Origin of the sequence: Pseudovibrio sp. W64, from assembly GCF_001623145.1 — a bacterium.
Taxonomy (GTDB): Bacteria; Pseudomonadota; Alphaproteobacteria; order Rhizobiales; family Stappiaceae; genus Pseudovibrio.
Genome location: NZ_LMCI01000009.1, coordinates 46,025 through 64,453, shown reverse-complemented (window position 1 = coordinate 64,453; position 18,429 = coordinate 46,025). Strand labels below are relative to the sequence as shown.

At 51.1% G+C, this 18,429-nt stretch carries 18 protein-coding genes and 1 pseudogene; all 19 read right to left on the bottom strand.

Annotated elements, in window-relative coordinates; genetic code table 11:
• Window positions 1-30: 30 nt before the first annotated feature.
• Window positions 31-732: pseudogene (locus tag PsW64_RS28335) on the bottom strand (carbohydrate porin); the annotation flags it as partial.
• Window positions 660-1,079 (bottom strand): carbohydrate porin, encoded by a 420-nt coding sequence (locus PsW64_RS28330; protein ID WP_342633476.1) that lies wholly within the window; start codon window positions 1,077-1,079, stop codon window positions 660-662. The pseudogene PsW64_RS28335 and the gene PsW64_RS28330, both read right to left, overlap by 73 nt.
• A 430-nt stretch (window positions 1,080-1,509) precedes the next feature.
• Window positions 1,510-1,758, bottom strand: a complete 249-nt coding sequence (locus PsW64_RS06840; RefSeq protein ID WP_057461267.1) for a hypothetical protein — start codon at window positions 1,756-1,758, stop codon at window positions 1,510-1,512.
• Complete coding sequence (locus tag PsW64_RS06835) at window positions 1,755-1,946, bottom strand: hypothetical protein (protein WP_063294049.1); 192 nt, start codon at window positions 1,944-1,946, stop codon at window positions 1,755-1,757. Before PsW64_RS06835 ends, PsW64_RS06840 begins: the two co-directional genes overlap by 4 nt.
• Before the next feature lie 3 nt (window positions 1,947-1,949).
• Window positions 1,950-3,893: a nitric oxide reductase activation protein NorD gene (locus PsW64_RS06830; protein WP_193757759.1), complete on the bottom strand. Its 1,944-nt coding sequence runs from the start codon at window positions 3,891-3,893 to the stop codon at window positions 1,950-1,952.
• Window positions 3,894-3,898: 5 nt separating this feature from the next.
• Window positions 3,899-4,696: a CbbQ/NirQ/NorQ/GpvN family protein gene (locus PsW64_RS06825; RefSeq protein ID WP_063303159.1), complete on the bottom strand. Its 798-nt coding sequence runs from the start codon at window positions 4,694-4,696 to the stop codon at window positions 3,899-3,901.
• Window positions 4,696-6,081 carry a cbb3-type cytochrome c oxidase subunit I gene (locus tag PsW64_RS06820; protein WP_063303158.1) on the bottom strand — a complete coding sequence of 462 codons (1,386 nt, stop codon included), beginning with the start codon at window positions 6,079-6,081 and terminating at the stop codon, window positions 4,696-4,698. Before PsW64_RS06820 ends, PsW64_RS06825 begins: the two co-directional genes overlap by 1 nt.
• 11 nt (window positions 6,082-6,092) lie before the next feature.
• The gene (locus PsW64_RS06815) at window positions 6,093-6,545 is read right to left on the bottom strand and encodes a c-type cytochrome (RefSeq protein WP_057461263.1); all 453 of its coding nucleotides are present in this window, start codon (window positions 6,543-6,545) and stop codon (window positions 6,093-6,095) included.
• 189 nt (window positions 6,546-6,734) lie between these two features.
• Window positions 6,735-7,451: a Crp/Fnr family transcriptional regulator gene (locus PsW64_RS06810; RefSeq protein WP_057461262.1), complete on the bottom strand. Its 717-nt coding sequence runs from the start codon at window positions 7,449-7,451 to the stop codon at window positions 6,735-6,737.
• 151 nt (window positions 7,452-7,602) lie between these two features.
• The gene (locus PsW64_RS06805) at window positions 7,603-7,959 is read right to left on the bottom strand and encodes a DUF2834 domain-containing protein (protein WP_063294052.1); all 357 of its coding nucleotides are present in this window, start codon (window positions 7,957-7,959) and stop codon (window positions 7,603-7,605) included.
• 123 nt (window positions 7,960-8,082) lie between these two features.
• A complete protein-coding gene (locus PsW64_RS06800) occupies window positions 8,083-8,913 on the bottom strand; it encodes an ABC transporter ATP-binding protein (RefSeq protein WP_063303157.1) in 831 nt (276 codons plus the stop codon).
• On the bottom strand, window positions 8,900-9,760 hold the full coding sequence (locus tag PsW64_RS06795) for an ABC transporter ATP-binding protein (RefSeq protein ID WP_063290107.1): 861 nt from the start codon (window positions 9,758-9,760) through the stop codon (window positions 8,900-8,902). The genes PsW64_RS06800 and PsW64_RS06795 overlap by 14 nt, the downstream gene beginning before the upstream one ends.
• An 11-nt stretch (window positions 9,761-9,771) precedes the next feature.
• Entirely contained in the window at window positions 9,772-10,713 is a 942-nt protein-coding gene (locus PsW64_RS06790) for an ABC transporter permease (RefSeq protein ID WP_057461258.1), read from the bottom strand.
• A complete protein-coding gene (locus PsW64_RS06785) occupies window positions 10,710-11,777 on the bottom strand; it encodes an ABC transporter permease (RefSeq protein WP_063290108.1) in 1,068 nt (355 codons plus the stop codon). The genes PsW64_RS06790 and PsW64_RS06785 overlap by 4 nt, the downstream gene beginning before the upstream one ends.
• Window positions 11,778-11,793: 16 nt before the next feature.
• Window positions 11,794-13,407 carry an ABC transporter substrate-binding protein gene (locus PsW64_RS06780; RefSeq protein ID WP_057461256.1) on the bottom strand — a complete coding sequence of 538 codons (1,614 nt, stop codon included), beginning with the start codon at window positions 13,405-13,407 and terminating at the stop codon, window positions 11,794-11,796.
• Between the two features lie 397 nt (window positions 13,408-13,804).
• Window positions 13,805-14,932, bottom strand: coding sequence for an ABC transporter ATP-binding protein (locus PsW64_RS06775; protein ID WP_063303156.1), 1,128 nt, complete (start codon window positions 14,930-14,932; stop codon window positions 13,805-13,807).
• Window positions 14,933-14,947: 15 nt separating this feature from the next.
• Window positions 14,948-16,612 carry an alpha-glucosidase family protein gene (locus PsW64_RS06770; protein ID WP_063303155.1) on the bottom strand — a complete coding sequence of 555 codons (1,665 nt, stop codon included), beginning with the start codon at window positions 16,610-16,612 and terminating at the stop codon, window positions 14,948-14,950.
• Window positions 16,613-16,617: 5 nt separating this feature from the next.
• On the bottom strand, window positions 16,618-17,445 hold the full coding sequence (locus tag PsW64_RS06765; protein WP_063294058.1) for a carbohydrate ABC transporter permease: 828 nt from the start codon (window positions 17,443-17,445) through the stop codon (window positions 16,618-16,620).
• Window positions 17,442-18,407: a carbohydrate ABC transporter permease gene (locus PsW64_RS06760; RefSeq protein ID WP_063303154.1), complete on the bottom strand. Its 966-nt coding sequence runs from the start codon at window positions 18,405-18,407 to the stop codon at window positions 17,442-17,444. Before PsW64_RS06760 ends, PsW64_RS06765 begins: the two co-directional genes overlap by 4 nt.
• Window positions 18,408-18,429 lie beyond the last annotated feature (22 nt).

Below are 18,429 nucleotides of genomic sequence, written 5' to 3'. Positions count from 1 at the left end.
TATTTTTCTGAAAAAACAACGTCTTTAGGCTTAAAAATCAACGGACATTTCGAAGCCAACAACCCATGCATCAGAGATATTTGTCTGGCCATTTGGGTTCACCACATACTGCCCATCGACCGTCGTATAGAACCATTCCGTAAACTGAAAACGATGGTTCACCTCAAACACAAGTTCATAGGTCTGGCCTGGCAGGTCATCACTGAAGAAACCAAGATAAAATGCACCCGCTGTGATGTCGTTATCCCGGCTATCAAGCAGTCCTTTGTAGTAGGCACCACCACTCACTCCATAAGGCAAACTGTTGATGCTTTGTTGAGGCGCAAGCGTAAAAAGCCCCCAGAGATTAAGGCCTTGATCCGGTTGCTCTTCATAGACCATCTGGTTCGCTATGAAATAGAGCCCCCAGTTGCCCTCTTCCGTCGCGTTTGCATCGGTGAAAGGCGTGTAATCACTGGTGTCATAATAGCCGCCAAGCATATACTGCCCCGGTAAGTAAGCGCTGGTCTTCCCCTGCCCAACTAGAATCCCACCTTCTGCAATTACCAACACGCCGTCTTCGGGATTGAACTTGAAGTTAAATCCTTGATCTTCGTTGTCCTGCGCATTCAAGTCCGCGTTGTATGCACCCACAGAAAGGTAGAGAAAGTCCTCCGGTTTCACTGTTCCCCGAACACCCCACTGGCTGAAAGGGGGAGTAGTAAATGAAGGCAAGTTTTCAAGGAGTTGGGCCGGGTTTCCATTAACAGCGCTGTTGACATAAAGCGGGAAAGCCTCACTGAACGCAAAGTCCGCCCCGCAGAAAGTCGACCTATCGCAATCTCCACCCGATCATTCGCCAGCGTCTGCAAAATGTTCATCTGCGAGATACCGAAAACATCGCCGATAAAGATCTGCGCCACATCAAAAACGTTATTGATGTCTTCACCAGACAAATCTCGCCCAAGCCCCTGATACAAACCAAGACTGAAACTGGTTCCACTCAAGCCCATCAGTTTTTCAAAGTCAAAGTTGATATTGGCCCCGAGCGCTCCGGCATAAGCAGCACTTTGCCGTTCTCCTCCAACCGGATTTGCCATGATATCGTGGGTGTAATTCAACTCAGGATCGATACCCATATCGTTGAGCTTCGTCCGATACCCGCCCCAGTCTCCGGTCGCCGTCTCCCAATCGCCCCAGTTCAACGGCCAACGAGATCCTTGCGCCTGCGCCACACCGTTGAAAAGCACATAAAAACAAAGGCATGCGAGCAGCAGACAACGCCACTTCATCACACTTGCTAATGATGTTAGGGCAACAGACGCTCGCAACTGTTGTTTCTCCTGTCTGGAAACACCAAATCAGATGGAACGCAGCACAACTCCAACGGAACAACGCTATGCTGGCACATTAATTTTTGCTTCTGAATTGATAAAACTATCAGTCAGAACAACCAGGTGGCCACAGCGCACAAAAAAAGCGCGATCTTTGTAGATCGCGCTCGACTTCCGATGCTTGCAAAACAGATAGTTAGTCCAGCAAACCATCCGATTTATCCATGAGGTAACGGATATGTTTTGCAAAGGGATACGCAAACGGATAGCCCAAAACAACACCGCCAGCCATCGCAAGATAAGGTGACATCACCGGCCATCCAACCCATGAGAAAATCAGCGACAAAAAGAAGAGGTTGATACCGACCGCTCCAATACCCAGTGGGTAAAGATAGAGTGCCAGCCTTCTTACACTGATGCGATTGCTGAGGTCTTCTTCACTCATCTGCCTTTTACAACCCGGTGCACGACATAAAGTGAGACAACCAGCATAACAGTAGCAAGACCAAACCACAGCTCAGCAGTCGCACTTTGCGGCTGAGGCACAGGACGTTGGTATCCGGAAACTGCAGCCATTGCGGACAAAGGCAGCAGACCTGCCATAAAGCCCATAACCATATAGAAAAGCTTCATAATCTAATACTCCCTTGTCAGGCTTCTATAAATATCCGGTAGCGCACGTGTCAGACGTTCCGGATTTGGAAAGAGCGTATAACCACCTTTGCCAAAGATACGGGCAAACCAATCCTGCCCATCCTCATCAACAATCACACCATGAACAGCCATGCCCAGTTTACGGGCTTCACGAACAGCCATATGACTGTCTTCAATTCCGTGAATGCCTTCATAGTGATCAAGATCGTTCGGCTTTCCATCTGTTAGTACAATCAAAAGCTTCCGCTGTGTTTGCTGCAAGGCAAGCTGCGCAGTGGTATGCCGGATCGCCGCTCCCAAACGGGTGTAGTAACACGGCTTGAGCCCACCAATCTTGGCAATCACCTCATCCGTCATCGGCTCATTGAAGTCTTTGGCTTTGTTCATGAAAACCCGATCGCGTTTCAATGAAGAAAAGCCCCAGACCCCCAGATGATCGCCACTTGCATCAACTCCGCCAGACAAAGCAGCAAGCGCGGCCCCCGCAATCTCGATAACACTGGAATCGCCAACCGCACTTTCAGTAGAACGGGATGTATCAAGTAACATTGCGACGGATAGGTCGCGTTCAACCGCACGTGAATCCTGAAAGATCCGATCGGATGCGTAGCCTGAAGCCTTCAGATCAACCTGAGCCGTCACCAAAGCATCCAGATCCAGCTCACTGCCTTCAGCCTGGCGCATCTGCATGATCCGCTTTGGACGCAATGCTTCAAACTGGCGCTTCACCTGACGAATGCGGCGCTTATGGTAAGGATCCGTCAGCAGCACGCTCTCATAATCAGGCTCGGCATCCTTCTCCAGAACGCGGCAATGATCTTCTAAAAACTTACGTTGGCGGTGATCCCACTCAGGATATGTGAATTTGTCGGAAAGGCGTTCGTGGTCTGCATCTTCTGGAGACAAATCTAGATGCAGCCGCAATCGTGTCGCTGCTTTCCGCTGATTTTTCGAAAGGCTGATATAATCCTGATCATCAGCAGCTTTCTGCGCATTTTCCTCTTCGTCGTCATCGGTACTACGATTGAGGTTCATGCTTTCTACCCAGGAGAGGATCGCCTCAAACCGGTGTAGAATAAAACTGTCTTTACGATCCGCCTGCTCTCGCTTTTCGCGTTTAGCTTTGCGTTTCGTTGTTGCACTTGATCCTTGCGGTGTTGGCGGAGCCTGCTCATCCGAGCGCTCTTCACCACGCTCACCGTTGACCAACTCGCTGGAAACCCAGATCGGCACAGGTGCAAAGGTGCAATATCCGCGCGGAGCTATCAGCTTCCAACGCTCATCAACACATTCCATCGCCTTGCGAATTGTTGCACTTGTGCTGGTGACAGCCCGCGGGCCGCCAAGCAATTCAAGAACAATAGCTTCAACTGCAGCTTCCCACTCAGGAAGGCTTGGACGCTTACGGGTTTGCAGAAGAAATTCGCAGGACTGACGGAAGAAATCATGGAGACCAACGCACTTGCCCCAAATACGTTCAATCGCCTGTTTGGCCAAAGCCAATGCCTGAACATCCGCCTGCAACGGATCCTCTGGTTTTGCCTGCACATCGCAGTTCGCTGCAAATGCAGCAAGCCAGATGTAATGGGCCCGGTTCATTTCAGCCTCTGGAAAAACGCCAAGAACCGGAGGAAGTCTCAAACGTTCGCCGTCAAACTCTGGCAGAAAGATTGTTTCTGCAGCGTTGCCGAGCTTACGTTTTACGGGCATGCGGTAGGTTGAAGCCGTCGCCGGAGCTTGACTGATCTCGACTTTAGCTTCACCACCTAACCCGCGAAACACCACTTGCACGGAAGTGCGAAGCTTAGCCAGCTCGACCTCCATATCCTCATGGTGCACTGGAGCACCCAGGCTTGAAGCATAATCATGCCACAGATTACCTACGGCTTCTTCAGGCTCTAAAAACTCCAGTATTTGCTCTTTCATCAGGCTCACCCGTAAACAACTGCGATCAAATCACGAAGCGCAACCTGAACATCAGGCTCATCACTCAGTGGCTCAACAACAGAGTATTGCAGTGCTTTTTCAACTGGCATACCACCAGCAATCAGGGATGCAGCATAAATCAGCAAGCGAGTGGAAACACCCTCTTCCAGATCCAGGCTGGAAAGACCACGGATATGGCCAGCAAGACGAACCAGGGATTTGGAACGCTCAACATCCAGTCCGCTTTCTTTAGCAACGACCTGTATCTCGGTTTCCGCATCAGGAAAATCGAAGGTCGTGGAGAGGAAGCGCTGCCGTGTGGAAGGCTTCATCTGCTTCAGAACGTTCTGATAGCCGGGGTTGTAACTGGCAACGAGCATGAAGTTCGCAGGAGCTTGCAGCTCTTCGCCAGTTCTCTCAATGATGAGACGACGACGGTTATCAGTCAGCGGGTGCAAAACAACCGCAACGTCTTTCCGTGCTTCGATCACTTCATCAAGATAGCAAATCGCACCTTCGCGAACAGCGCGGGTCAGCGGGCCATCAACCCACTCAGTCACGCCACCTTTAAGCAGGTAACGACCAATAAGGTCTGCTGCGGAAAGATCATCGTGGCAAGCCACGGTGTAGATCGGGCGACCCAGCTTTGCGGCCATGTGTTCCACAAAGCGGGTTTTGCCGCAGCCCGTCGGCCCCTTCAAAAGAAGGGGCAGACCTTTGTTAAAAGCCGTTTCAAATAATGCACATTCATCGGCGATAGGCTGATAATAGGGCACATCAAAAACGTGGTTCTGTACAGTCATTAACGACCACCTTCCAGAACTGCCTGGGCTTCAGGAGTACTACCGGTCGCTGGTTTGGAACCAGAGTTCGCTGTGAACAATTCCTTGCGCGGTACGAGCAGGGAGTAGATGAACAGCAGAGCACCAATCACAACAGCCGCACCAGCACCGAAGCGCATGATGTAGAACACTGTCAGCTGGTCCTGTACGGACATGAAGTCTTCACCAACAACACGCTGCATGTGTGTCTGGATGGTTCCGGCAAATGTCAGCACGAAGGTCATGAAGGACATACCACCAGTCATGAGCCAGAAGCTGCCCATGTTGAGAACCTGATTGTATGGATTACGACCCTTAAGCAATGGCATTGCGTAAGTGAAGATCGCAAGGTTCAGAGCAACGTATGCGCCGAAGAAGGCAAGGTGACCGTGCGCTGCAGTGATCTGTGTACCATGTGAGTAGAAGTTCACACCGTGCAGAGTATGCAGGAAGCCCCATACGCCAGCGCCGAAGAACGCGACAGTTGCAGAACCGAGAGACCACAGCAGAGCTGCTTTGTTTGGGTGGTTCTTACGACCTTTCCAGACCATGACGAAGGAGAAGGTCATCATCAGGAAGAATGGTATGACTTCTAAAGTAGAGAAGACGGAACCAATCCACTGCCAGTAGCCGGGCAAGCCGATCCAATAATAGTGGTGTCCTGTACCAAGAATACCGGAGAACAGAGCAGTCGCTACGATGATGTAGAGCCACTTCTCGATCACTTCGCGGTCAACACCGGTGAGTTTCAGCATCAGGAAGCCAAGGATGGAAGCCATCACAAGTTCCCAGGTACCTTCTACCCAAAGGTGAACAACGTACCACCAGTACATTTTATCAAGGCTCAGGTTGTCTGGGTTGTAGAATGCAAACAGCCACAGCAGGGAAAGAGCCCAAAGGCCAATCACCAGAATGTTTGTGATCGCAGTCTTACGACCTTTCAACACAGTCATTGAGATGTTGAAGAGGAAGATCAACGCAGCAACAAGAATGCCGACCTTAACCCAGAGCGGCTGCTCAAGGAATTCACGGCCTTCATGGATACCCATGATGTAACTGACAACAGCACCCAGTGTACCAACCACAAGAATGATCAGCTGAATGTAAGCGAGCTTAACGGAGTGGATCTCACGCTCGCTCTCTTCCGGGATGATGAAGTAAGCCGCACCAAAGAAGCCGAGCAGAAGCCAGACGATCAGTGCGTTGGTGTGCAACATGCGAACGATGTTGAACGGCAGCAACTCCGAAAGGAAGTTAGGTGCAACATAAATCCAGCCAGCGAGCAAACCGCCCAGAACCTGGATTGCGAATAGGCCAAGCGCAGCTACGAAGTAGGCATACGCGACTTTTTGAGAACTGTATTTCATAATACCACCCCTTAACCAGCGTCGTTCGGTGGCCAGTCTTGCGTGTTGGTCTTGTCAGCCCAACGCAAGAATTCAGAGAGGCCGCGGACTTCTTCTTTGGTCAGATCGAAGAAAGGCATCTGGCGACGACCTTCGATGCGGCTCGGCTGAGCTTCCATCCAGGAGCCAAGGGTCTCAGCTGCATCATCCGGATCATCCAGCACGCCCCAACGTGTCATCACATTGCCGACTTCAGGAGCAAAGTAAGCGCCTTCCCCGTGCAACGTATGGCAGTTGATGCAAGCATGCTTTTCCCAAACGTGCTTTCCGAGGACAACCTCGTCAGTGAGATCAGCTTTTGAAGTCGATTCATTGACGACGTAAAGGTGGCTGTCGATTGAGAGCACGGCAAATATGCCTATGAAGAATAAGGATCCCCCATAAAAAATATTTCGTGCCCGCGATTTTGTAAGGAATTCTGACATCTACGGAATCCTATCGTGGTTACGGTCCCGAAGATGATAAAATTGACGCCACTGGGGAAGTTTGTGCTAGAACAACCTATTCGGTAATTACCGGATATAGGAGAAAAACACGTTTAAAAACAATAGGATATAAAGTCGAGAATACTGGTATTTATGCCTAGTAACACTCAGGCAATCGCTCAACGGTACTCAAGAGTCAGCCATTGGGTCCAAATCAGCCAGAGTCTTCAGCTTATTCATCTCCGTCACGATGACCTTTTTGCGCCCGCTATTCACAATTCCCTGTTTTTCCCAAGCGCTTAGCAAACGGCTCACAGTGTACAAAGTTGTACCTGTCATCTCAGAGATATTCTGGCGTGTGAGAGGAAAATCAATTTCCATTCCCTCATCGGTGATGCGGCTGCTTTGGATTGCAAGTCTCAGCAAAGCACGTGCAACACGCTGCTCGACCTGCTGTGTTGCCAGTTCCAGAATGTGGTTGTTCGCTTCAGAGATACGCTCTCCGACTGTCTTATAGGTTTCCGTCGCAAATCCATCGTACTTTTCGACAAACGTCTTCCAGAGACTTGTCGGCCAGAACAGCACAAGGCAGTCATCAATCGCCACAGCACTGGCTGGATAAGTCGTCCTGCCAATTGCGGAGGCAATGCCCATAAGCTCGCCACTGACGATGTGACGCGCAATCACCTGATCTCCGGAAGCCGTGGTGCGAATAACGCGCACATGACCGTCCAACAGCAGGAAAAACCGCTCCGCTGGCTCATGCTCTTCGAAAATAGCCTGACCCGCGCTGAAACGCTTTGGCGTCGCTGCGTCCAAAATCTCTCTGATATCAACGCGTTCCAGCTTTCGGAACGGAGGAATATGGGAAATAAGATTTTCGTCAAGACTTCTCAAAGAAGACACCGTAGATCAATTAGAAAACACCCAAGCCAATCTGCGAGTGTTTTAGCGTATGTACTCGTAGGATTAAGCCGGTTGTTTATAGCAGAAAACATTAAGAAATTCACAGTGAACTCATTGGTGTAGGCCATTTTCTGCACATGAGTTCCAACTATCATATGTGCGCTACGTTTTTTCCGCTGTGAGCCCTTGGTTTTGATGGTTTTTCAACGTGTAATTCTCTCAAGAGCAAGAACAATGGCAAGCCCAACGACACACCAACGGTGAACACAGCAAGAATCGGAAGCCAAAGACGCTTCATTCCAAGTCGTTGCCCTTCGGCAAAGATAAAGCCTATCAAAACCACCGCCGAAACCACCACATCAAGCCAGGCAAAAGCCGATATCTCGCCAGCAAATGCTTCAACAAGAAGTTGCGGCAGGTTCAACCCGTTCTCAAGCAACCATGGCATAAACGCCCCGTACGGCAGCAGAAATCCCAAAATACAAAGAAGGCCATAAAAATACTTCATCTCTGGCTCCGCAACCAACAATCATCAAATCAACAAAGCGATCCTACTGAAGTTCCCCCGCCAGAACAACAAAAGCCCCACCACAAGGGCGGGGCTCTCAGTAATCATCAGATGCTTCGCAGATCAACGGTCGCCGAAGAACTCCGCATCATACCCCATAGAGGCTTTGAGCAGTTCCTGCGTGTAAGCTGTCTCCGGTGTAGAGCTTCGCATCGCTTCCACATCCATCACCTCAACAACCTCACCATGCTGCATCACGGCAATCTCATCACACATATGCGCAACGACTGCCAGATCGTGCGTCACCATCACATAGGTAAGGTTATGCTCCTTCCGCAGATCAGCAAACAGGTTAAGAATTTCAGCCTGCACAGATACATCCAACGCTGAAGTTGGCTCATCCAACAAAAGAATCTCCGGCTCCAACATCAACGCGCGTGCAACAGCCACACGCTGTCGCTGACCACCGGAAAGCTGATGCGGATACCGAAAGCGGAAATCTGCCCCAAGCCCTACGTCATCCAGAGCCCGAAGCACACGACCATCAATATCGTCAAACCCATGTAATTTCAGAGGTTCTGACAAAACTCGGTCAACGGTATGGCGTGGATGCAAGGACGCGTAAGGGTCCTGAAAAACCATCTGAATCTTGCGGGCAAAAACCTTGTCACGCTTATGCGAAACAGGGGCGCCGTCAATATCGATCTCACCATCCCAGCTCTCAACCAGTCCACACACAGCGCGCAGTACAGTTGACTTACCTGAGCCAGATTCACCGACAATACCAAAACTGCCGCCTTGCTGAACCTTGACGCTCACGTTTTTGACAGCCTGAAAGCGATCCGGTCCCTCACCGAAATAGACGTTGAGGTCTTTGATCTCGAGGCGGGCGTCTTTTGTTGCTTCCGCAACCCATGGCTTACGTTCCATCACAGCACTATCAGACCCGGGCATCAACACTGACCTCCTGCTTCCAGCTGTCCTGACGTTGCAGTGCTTCAAGGCGCCCCTTGGGCTCCTCAATGCGAGGCAGCGCATTCAGCAACCCACGTGTGTAAGGATGCGTCGCATTGTGCAGCTCACTGGCCTTACAGGTCTCTACAATACGTCCTGCGTACATAATGATAATTCGGTCACAGAAGGACGAGACAAGATTCAGATCGTGACTGATGAAGATCAGCCCCATTCCGCGTTCTTGCACCAACTTGTCCATGATCGCCAGCACCTTCATCTGCACAGTCACATCCAGAGCAGAGGTCGGTTCATCAGCAATCAGCAGCTTTGGATCAGTGATCAGCATCATCGCGATCATCACACGCTGCCCCATACCGCCTGAAAGCTCATGCGGATAAGAATTGAACACACGCTCAGGGTTGCGGATCTGAACCGCCTCCAGCATCTCCAGAGCACCCTGACGAGCCTCACGACGAGAAGATTTGGTGTGCAGGCGAAGTGCCTCACAGATCTGCTTGCCAACCGTGTGAACAGGGTTCAGCGAGAACTTCGGATCCTGCATCACCATAGAGATCTGATGCCCACGGATCTTCCGCATCTGCCGTTCCGAATAGTCCAGCAGATTCTCACCATTGAACTTAATCGACTTGGCTTCCATCTGGCCAGGAGACCGGATCAGGCGCAAAATACTCCGCCCGGTCATAGATTTACCGGAGCCACTTTCGCCCACAATGCCAACGCGCTCACGCCCAACAGAGAACGAAATGCCACGAACTGCATCAACAGTACCACTGCGTGTTGGGAAACGAACCCAAAGGTCCTCAACGCTTAAAAGCGTATCACTCATGGTTCTCTCCCCTAGCTCTGGCTCTTTTTCGGATCAAGAATATCGCGCAGACCATCACCCAGCAGGTTGAAGCCCAAAGACACGATAAAGATCGCCATACCCGGCATGGCAGCAACCCACCAATGGTCCAAAATGAACTTGCGACCAGCAGAGATCATTGCGCCCCACTCAGGCTCTGGAGGCTGAGCACCAAGACCAAGGAAACCAAGGCCGGCAGCTGTCAGAATAATCCCCGCCATATCAAGCGTCACACGAACGATGATGGAGGACAGACACAACGGCCATACATGTCCAATAATGATATGCATGACACCAGCCCCCTGCAAACGCACAGCGCTGATGTAATCCGCATTGCGAATGGTCAGCGTTTCAGCGCGAGCAATACGCGCATACGGAGGCCATGCCGTCAGACTGATCGCGATAATCGCACTCTCAATACCAGCCCCAAGCGCAGCAACGAAGGCAAGCGCTAGAATAAGTTTAGGAAACGCCAGGAAGATATCAACCAAACGCATAAGCGCCTGATCAACCCAGCCGCCCAGGTAACCCGCAACAGTTCCAATCAGCAAACCGAAAACCGGAGCTGTGAACGCAACGATGCCCACGATCAGAAGCGTGATACGAGAACCGTAAACGAGGCGGCTCCAGATATCACGGCCAAGCTCATCAGTTCCAAGCAGGTGACCATCCACCCCCGGCGCAGTCAAACGTTTGGCAAGGTCTTGTGCATTTGGCTCTGTTGTTGCCAGCAGTGGTGCAAAAATCGCCATCAGAACCAGGCTCAGAATAATCAGGAACCCGAGAAACGCGAGTTTGTTTTCATAGAGTTTCATCCACCCCATATAAAACTGCACAGCGCGCGCATGTCCGCGGGATGTAGGTGCATCAGAGGAGAGCCATGCTTTCAAGCCAGCTCTGTCAGGCACGTTAGATTTTACAGGTGCTGTTGTCATCGTGCCCTCGGATCAACCACTTTGTACATGAAGTCAGAGAAGAGATTGAGGCCCACAAAGATAGCACCAACCACAACTGTTCCACCCAGCACCGCATTCATATCGGCAGAAAGCAGAGCATTGGTGATGTAGTTGCCCAGACCCGGCCATGAGAAGATAATCTCTGTCAGCACAGACCCTTCCAGCAGGTTCGCATAGGAAAGCGCGATCACTGTAATAAGCGGGATCATCACATTGGGCAGCGCATGACGCCAGATCACAGCAGTCTCGGAAACACCCTTCACGCGCGCAGTGGTGATATACTCCTGAGAGAACTGTTCCAGCATAAACGAGCGGGTCATACGGGAAATGTAAGCAATAGAATAATAGCCAAGAATACTTGCAGGCAGAATGATGTGGCTCACCGCATTCCAGAAGATCTCGATCTCTCCTGCAATCAGGCTATCGATGAGGATCATGCCTGAGACAACAGGAACAATGTCTTCGTAGTAGATATCGATACGACCCGGGCCACTAACCCAGCCAAGAATACCATAGAAAATCAAAAGGCCCATCAAGCCAAACCAGAAGATCGGCATGGAGTAGCCAAACAGGCCAACAAGGCGGATCAGCTGGTCCGGCCAACGGCCTTCATTCACTGCAGCCAAAACCCCCATCGGTACGCCAATGCCAACGCCAGCGATCGTCGCAAGGGTTGCAAGCTCTAGTGTAGCTGGGAAAACGCGGGCAATGTCCTCAACAACGGGCCGCGCTGTCAGCGTCGACATCCCGAAGTCGCCCATCGCCACCTGCTTCAAGAACAGCATAAACTGCACGTAAAGCGGCTGATCAAGACCCATGGCCTTGTACGCAGCTTCATAAATTTCCTGAGAGGCACGCTCACCAACAACCGCGAGGACCGGGTCGACTGGCATAACACGCGCAATAATGAAGGTGACGAAAAGAAGCCCCACCATAGTGATGGCAATGGAGAAAAGGCCAGCGATTAAACCTTTTAAAATCTTGTAGAGCGGCGAGGTAAACCCTCGCCGCGCCACAGTCGCTGTAGAGTCAGCGATGCTCATTTGTAATTAGCCAATCTTATTTTTTTACAGGCCAGAAGAATACGCCAGTAATAGCGCCACCCGGATTGAAGCCGGTTACGTTTGCAGCCATGGAGTTCTGTTCAATCTGCTGGAACATAACTGAGAATGGAGCTTCTTTCTGGAAGGTCTTCTGAGCTTGCACGTACATGCGGGCACGCTTTTCGCGGTCACTTTCCTGTACAGCAAGATCGGTCAGCTTGGTCAGCTCTGTTGCTGGGTAAGCGTTACGCCATGCCAGTTTACCAACGTGCTTACCTTCATCGGAGTTATCCGGGTTGTTTGCGAAGGTATCAGCATTTGTGTGTGGATCTGGGTAATCCGGACCCCATGCACCTACGTAGATCTGGAAATCACGAGCGCGGTAACGACCAAGGATCTGCTTGCCAGTTCCCTGTGTGATAGAGGCGCGAATGCCAGCCTGACCAAAGGTGTTCTGCAAGCTCTGAGCAATTTCAACGCGCTCAGTCGCATTACGAACGATGAACTCAACATCGAAACCATCGGCATAACCTGCCTGATCGAGCAGTTCTTTAGCTTTCTCAACGTTCAGTGAGAATGGAGTATCCTTCAGTTCGCCCATATAGGTCTGCGGAAGGAACGCCTGCTGGATGGTGTACTGGCCCTTCAGGAAAGAACCGGTCATGCCTTTGTAGTCAACGAGATACTTCAGAGCTTCCGCAACCTTTGGATGGGACAGCGCCTTATCCTTCTGGTTGAAGGAGATGTACATCAGACGACCACGGAGCGTGTCTTCAACCTTCAGATCTTCGTTGGTGGAGATCGCAGCAATATCTTCTGGAGACAGATGACGGGCAACATCAACATCGCCTTTTTCCAGCATTAGACGCTGAGAAGCAGATTCCATCACGTGACGCACGATTACGCGCTTCATCGCAACTTCACCACGCCAGTAGCCTGGAACAGCAGTCAGAGAATAAGATTCATTTGGCTTCCAGCTCTGCAGCTTAAACGCGCCAGAACCAGCAGAATTGGTTTTCAGCCAGCCGTTACCCCAGTCGCCATCAACTTCATTAGACTTAACCAGCTCACTATCAACGATAGAAGCAATTGCAGAAGTGAAGCAGTTCAGCACGAAAGAAGGAGCGTACTTCTTATCTGTCGTAATCTGGAAAGTGTTCTCATCAACGGCTTTGATTGTCTCACTCATGTTTTCAGGAGTGAAGCCAAACTGCGTAAGAATGAAAGACGGTGTTTTCTTCATCGCAACTGCACGGCGAAGGCTGTATTCAGCATCCTTTGCAGTAACAGGGTTGCCGGTGTGGAACTTGACGCCCTCACGCATTTTAAAGGTAAAGGTCTTGCCGTCCTCTGAGATTTCCCAGCTCGTTGCCAGACCTGGCTCATAACCTTTGGACAGGTCAGCTGGGTTCAGCTGTACCAGACGGTCATACATGTTGTTCGCCATGTCCGTACCGGAAAACTCAAACATTTCCTGCGGATCAAGGGAAATGATATCGTCAATACGGCCAGCAACAATGAGCATGTTAGGTGGTGTTGCAGCACCAGCCTCAGAGATGATAGCGCCGGAAATTGGCATCGCCACGCTTGCAGCAAGCGCCAGCGAGAGAAGACTACGCTTAAATTGCATTATAAAATGCTCCCCTATTTATAAAATGCCTTCACATCGTTAGTCGCGCGAAGGCGAAAGAATTGTAACCGCATCTAAGTGCAATCACTGATTAAATTCTTTCACTTTTTAAGAATGGGAACAAGTACCCTTGGTTGAGCTCAGCCAAAGAATACCATGCACCAGCTCAATCCTTGCTTGATTCTGGACGGCTAACCTTGCGGTTTCTGCCAGTAATCAAACCTCCCCTAACGGACTAGTCAATTGGTATGATCAAGCCTGATTCAGTCTAAAAAAATCAGCTATTTAATCACCTTAAGAAATGAAGAGGCGTCTCAGAAAAAGTAAACGCTGCACACAAGGTGCAGCGTTGGAACTCTATGCCAAGTTGGAGTGAGTCTGTGAGCAATTTTATTTATCACGCACCCTCAAGAGTTGCAGTATTTTCATGTTGACCTAACGTCCCCAATTTAGAAAACGCGAATCCGTCACCGTCAAACACATGCGCATGGCTACAATCCAGCTTCACTTTACAGCTCTCACCAGCCTTCGCGGTAGCATCACCCCTGCCCTGAACGGTGATCAAAGAACCGTCAGTCAAGCGCACATGCAGGAAGTGGCTCTCGCCAAGTTCCTCAATAACCTCAACCTTCCCGGAAAGCTCGCCTTCCGTTCCGCTGCCCATGTGCTCAGGACGAATACCAAACTCAACTTTATCGCCAACAGCAAGGCCAGTCGGATCAACGACAACCTTCACAGGATCAGAGCCGATAACCGACAGCTCAACACCGTCTTCAGCAACACCTATCACTTGCGCCTCAATGAAGTTCATCTTCGGCGACCCGATGAAGCCAGCCACAAACTTGTTGCGTGGACGATGGTACAGCTCAAGCGGGCTACCAACCTGCTCAATCCGGCCAGCATTCAGCACCACAATCCGGTCTGCAAGCGTCATTGCTTCCACCTGATCGTGGGTCACGTACACCATGGTGGCGTCCATGTCCTGATGCAGCTTGGCAATCTCAATACGCATCTGCACACGCAGCGCCGCATCAAGGTTGGAAAGCGGCTCATCAAACAGGAAGACCTTAGGATTACGAACAATCGCACGGCCAATCGCCACACGCTGCCGCTGACCACCAGAAAGTTGCTTCGGCTTGCGTTCCAGCAACGGAGTCAGCTCAAGGATACGAGCCGCCTCCATCACCTTGTCTTTGATATCCTCTTTTGAATGCTTGGAGAGCTCAAGGCCAAACGCCATATTCTCATAAACATTCATATGCGGATAAAGAGCATAGCTCTGGAACACCATGGCTATCTTGCGTTCCTTAGGAGAGCGCTGGTTCACCAGATCTCCATCAATGAACATGTCACCATCAGTGATATCTTCAAGCCCTGCAATCAGGCGCAATAAAGTCGATTTACCGCAGCCGGATGGCCCGACAAACACGATCAACTCGCGATCTTTGATCTGCAAGTCAACGCCGTGGATGATGCGGGTTGACCCGAAGTCCTTGACGATACCCTTGAGTGTTACATCTGCCATGGTGTTGCCCTCAGCTTAGTTCTTTGAGATTTGCAAGTAAGCCACTTGCCATGCAGGCAGGTTGAGTGCCTCGCCGTCCATTTCCGCACTAAATCCATGCCCCTCCAGCAACGCAGCAGAGCTGTACGCCCCCAGAGCAACACGCATATCATCATTTGTCAGATTGAAGACGCAAAGTACTTGTTCACCTTCATGCTCACGCACAAACGCCAGAACGTCTTCTCCCAGATCAGCAAAGTCCAAAGACCCCTTTTGTAGAACCTTCTGGTCCTTACGCCACTGCAGATATTTCGCTGTCCGGCGAAGTGGAGAAGCCTCATCTCCAGCCTGAGCTTCCGCACTGTGATCCAGATGGTCTTGCGCCATTGGCAACCAAGGCTTGCCAGTGGTGAAGCCACCGTCCTTGGTCCATGCAATCGGCGTACGGCACCCATCACGACCTTTGTACTCAGGCCAGAACTCAATGCCATAAGGATCTTGAAGGTCTTCCAGAGCCACATCAGCTTCTTTAAAGCCCAGTTCTTCACCCTGATAAATGCATGGGCTACCACGCAAGGAAGCGCTCAGCGCCATCAAAGCTGGTGTTGCCACCTGAGGATCAACATCAGCAGGAAGCCGTGATCCCATACGCTTCACATCGTGGTTGGACATCGCCCAGCTCGGCCAGCCCTCAGTCACAATGTTCTGCAGGTTGGTCACCCGCTCACGCACATAGGTTGCAGTTGGCGTGTTGGAAAGCAGATCAAAGCTGTACGCCATGTGCAGGCGCCCCTCACCAGAGGTGTACTGCTTCATAATCTCACTGGCTTCATGCCCTGCACCGATTTCACCAACTGTGGTGGTGTTCGGATACTCGTTCATCACAGCCCGTAAGCGCTCAAGGAACGGCAGGTTCTCTGGCTGCGATTTGTCAAACTTGTGGTCCTGGAACGCATAAGGGTTCACGCCAGTCACATCCGCAAGACTATCCGGATCCGGATAAGGTGGGTTGTCACGCAGCTGTTTGTCATGAACGTAAAAGTTCACGGTATCCAGACGGAACCCGTCAACACCCAGCTCCAGCCAGAACCGACCTGCATCAAGCACGGCCTGCTGCACTTCCTCGCAATGGAAATTCAGATCCGGCTGAGAGCGCAGGAAGTTATGCAGGTAGTACTGACAACGGCGGCTGTCCCACTGCCAGGCGGAACCACCAAAGATGGAGAGCCAGTTGTTTGGCGGAGAACCATCAGCCTTCGGGTCTGCCCAGACATACCAGTCAGACTTGCTGTTGGTCTTATTGCTCCGGCTTTCCTTAAACCACTCATGTTGCTCAGAGGTGTGTGAAATCACCAGATCGATCAGAACACGAATGCCCTTACCATGCGCTTTAGCCACCAGCTCTTTGAAGTCATCCAGAGAGCCAAACATCGGATCGACGTCTTCATAATCAGAAACATCGTAGCCAAAGTCATCCATCGGCGACTTCATGAAAGGCGAGATCCAGATCGCATCAGCACCAAGATCGGAGATGTAGTCCAGCTTCTCTGTAATACCTGGAAGGTCACCAATGCCATCGCCATTGCTATCTGCGAAAGACCGCGGATAGATTTGATAAATGACTGCGCCCCGCCACCAATCCGGATCGTTCGCCAGAACGCGATGGCTTGTATTTTCGTTTATTGGGGTAGAGAGGTTCATTCCAGTTATCCTTTAACCGCACCAGCTGTAAGACCAGCGACGATTTTTCGTTGAAACACCAGGACTAGGACCACGATCGGGACGGTCACTAGCACAGAAGCAGCCATGATATTGCCCCATGGCAGCTCGTATTCAGTTGCACCGGACATCAGGGCAATCGCCACTGGCACGGTGCGAACTTCGTTGGATAGAGTAAAGGTGAGCGCGAACAGGAACTCGTTCCACGCACCGATAAAGGCAAGCAGACCAGTGGTCACCATCGCTGGCCACATCAACGGCAGGAAGATCCGGCGCACAATGGTCAGCGGAGAAGCTCCGTCAACAACCGCAGCCTCTTCAAGCTCCTTCGGCAGCTCCTTCATGAAGGTCGTCAGCACCCACACAGTGAACGGCAGGGTCAGCACTGTGTTCGGGATAATCAGACCCGGCAGAGAGTTGTAAAGCCCCATGGAGCGGATCAGCTCATACATGCCGGAGAGGATCGCCACCTGCGGGAACATGGAGACTGACAGGATCGTCATCAACAACAGACCACGGCCCCGGAAGTGGATACGAGCCAGCGCATAAGACGCCGTCACTGCAATAATCAGCGACAGGACCACAACAGATGTCGCAACAATCACCGAGTTCAGAATATTGAGGCCAAACGGCTGTTCTTTGAAGATGGAGAAATAGTTCCCCATCGTGAAGGATGTTGGGAAAACGGACGGATTGAACAGCTCCTGCCCGCTCCGGAAACTCGTGACAATCGCGTAATAGAACGGGAAGACCGAGAAAATCACGACCACAACAACCAGCGAGTAAAACAGAATAGACTTCATCTGTCTGTTCATGATTGTTCTCCTTCACCGGACTTCAGCCCGCCTGCCACCACAGTAATGGTCGTCAACAAGGCAATCACAATGAACAGCAGCGTCGCAGCCGCAGAGCCATAGCCAACTTCCTGGAAATCAACCAGTTGCTGCCTCGCATAAACTGACATGGACATGGTCGAAGTGGAGTTGGATGTCAGCACGTAAATCAAATCAAACACGCGCAACGCATCAAGACTGCGGAAAATTACCGCAACAATGATCGCTGGACGGATCAGCGGCAAAGTCACTTTAAAGAACACGCGGATCGGGTTGATGCCATCCACGCGGGCAGCCTCATAGATATCACCCGGAAGCATTTGAAGGGCAGCAAGGGTCAGCAGTGCCATGAACGGTGTTGTTTTCCAGACATCCACCATGATCACAGCCCACATCGCGGTGGAAGGATCAGCCGTCCAGGCAACCGGCTCAGACAGAATGCCGACACCCAGCAGAATTTCGTTGATCACACCAAACTGGTCGTGAAGCATCCAGCCCCACATCTTGGCGGAAACAATAGTCGGGATCGCCCAGGGGATCAGAACCGCAGCACGCACAAGGCCACGTCCTTTGAACTCCGCATTCAGGATCAACGCAATGAGAAGCCCGAATAGAGTTTCAAAACCAACAGAGATGACAGAAAACCAGAGAGTATTCCAAACCGCATTCCACCACTCGGCATCAACGAGAACGCCATAAGCCTCTCCGTCATAATACGAGAGATAGTTCTCAAAGCCGATAAATTGAGATTGGCTGAGATCTGTGAGGTTTGCGTCGGTAAAACCCAACCAGATGGTGCGAAGCAACGGCCAGCCTGCAACAGCGGCCAAAGCAATCATCATGGGGGCGAGAAAAAGCCACGCGGCGCGCAATCTGGCAGAGCTCAGATTGGAGCGTTTTGCTTTACGAGTGGCTGTACCATCCTGCTGAAGAGCAAGGGTCATCCTCTGATCCTTGGTTTCTTTA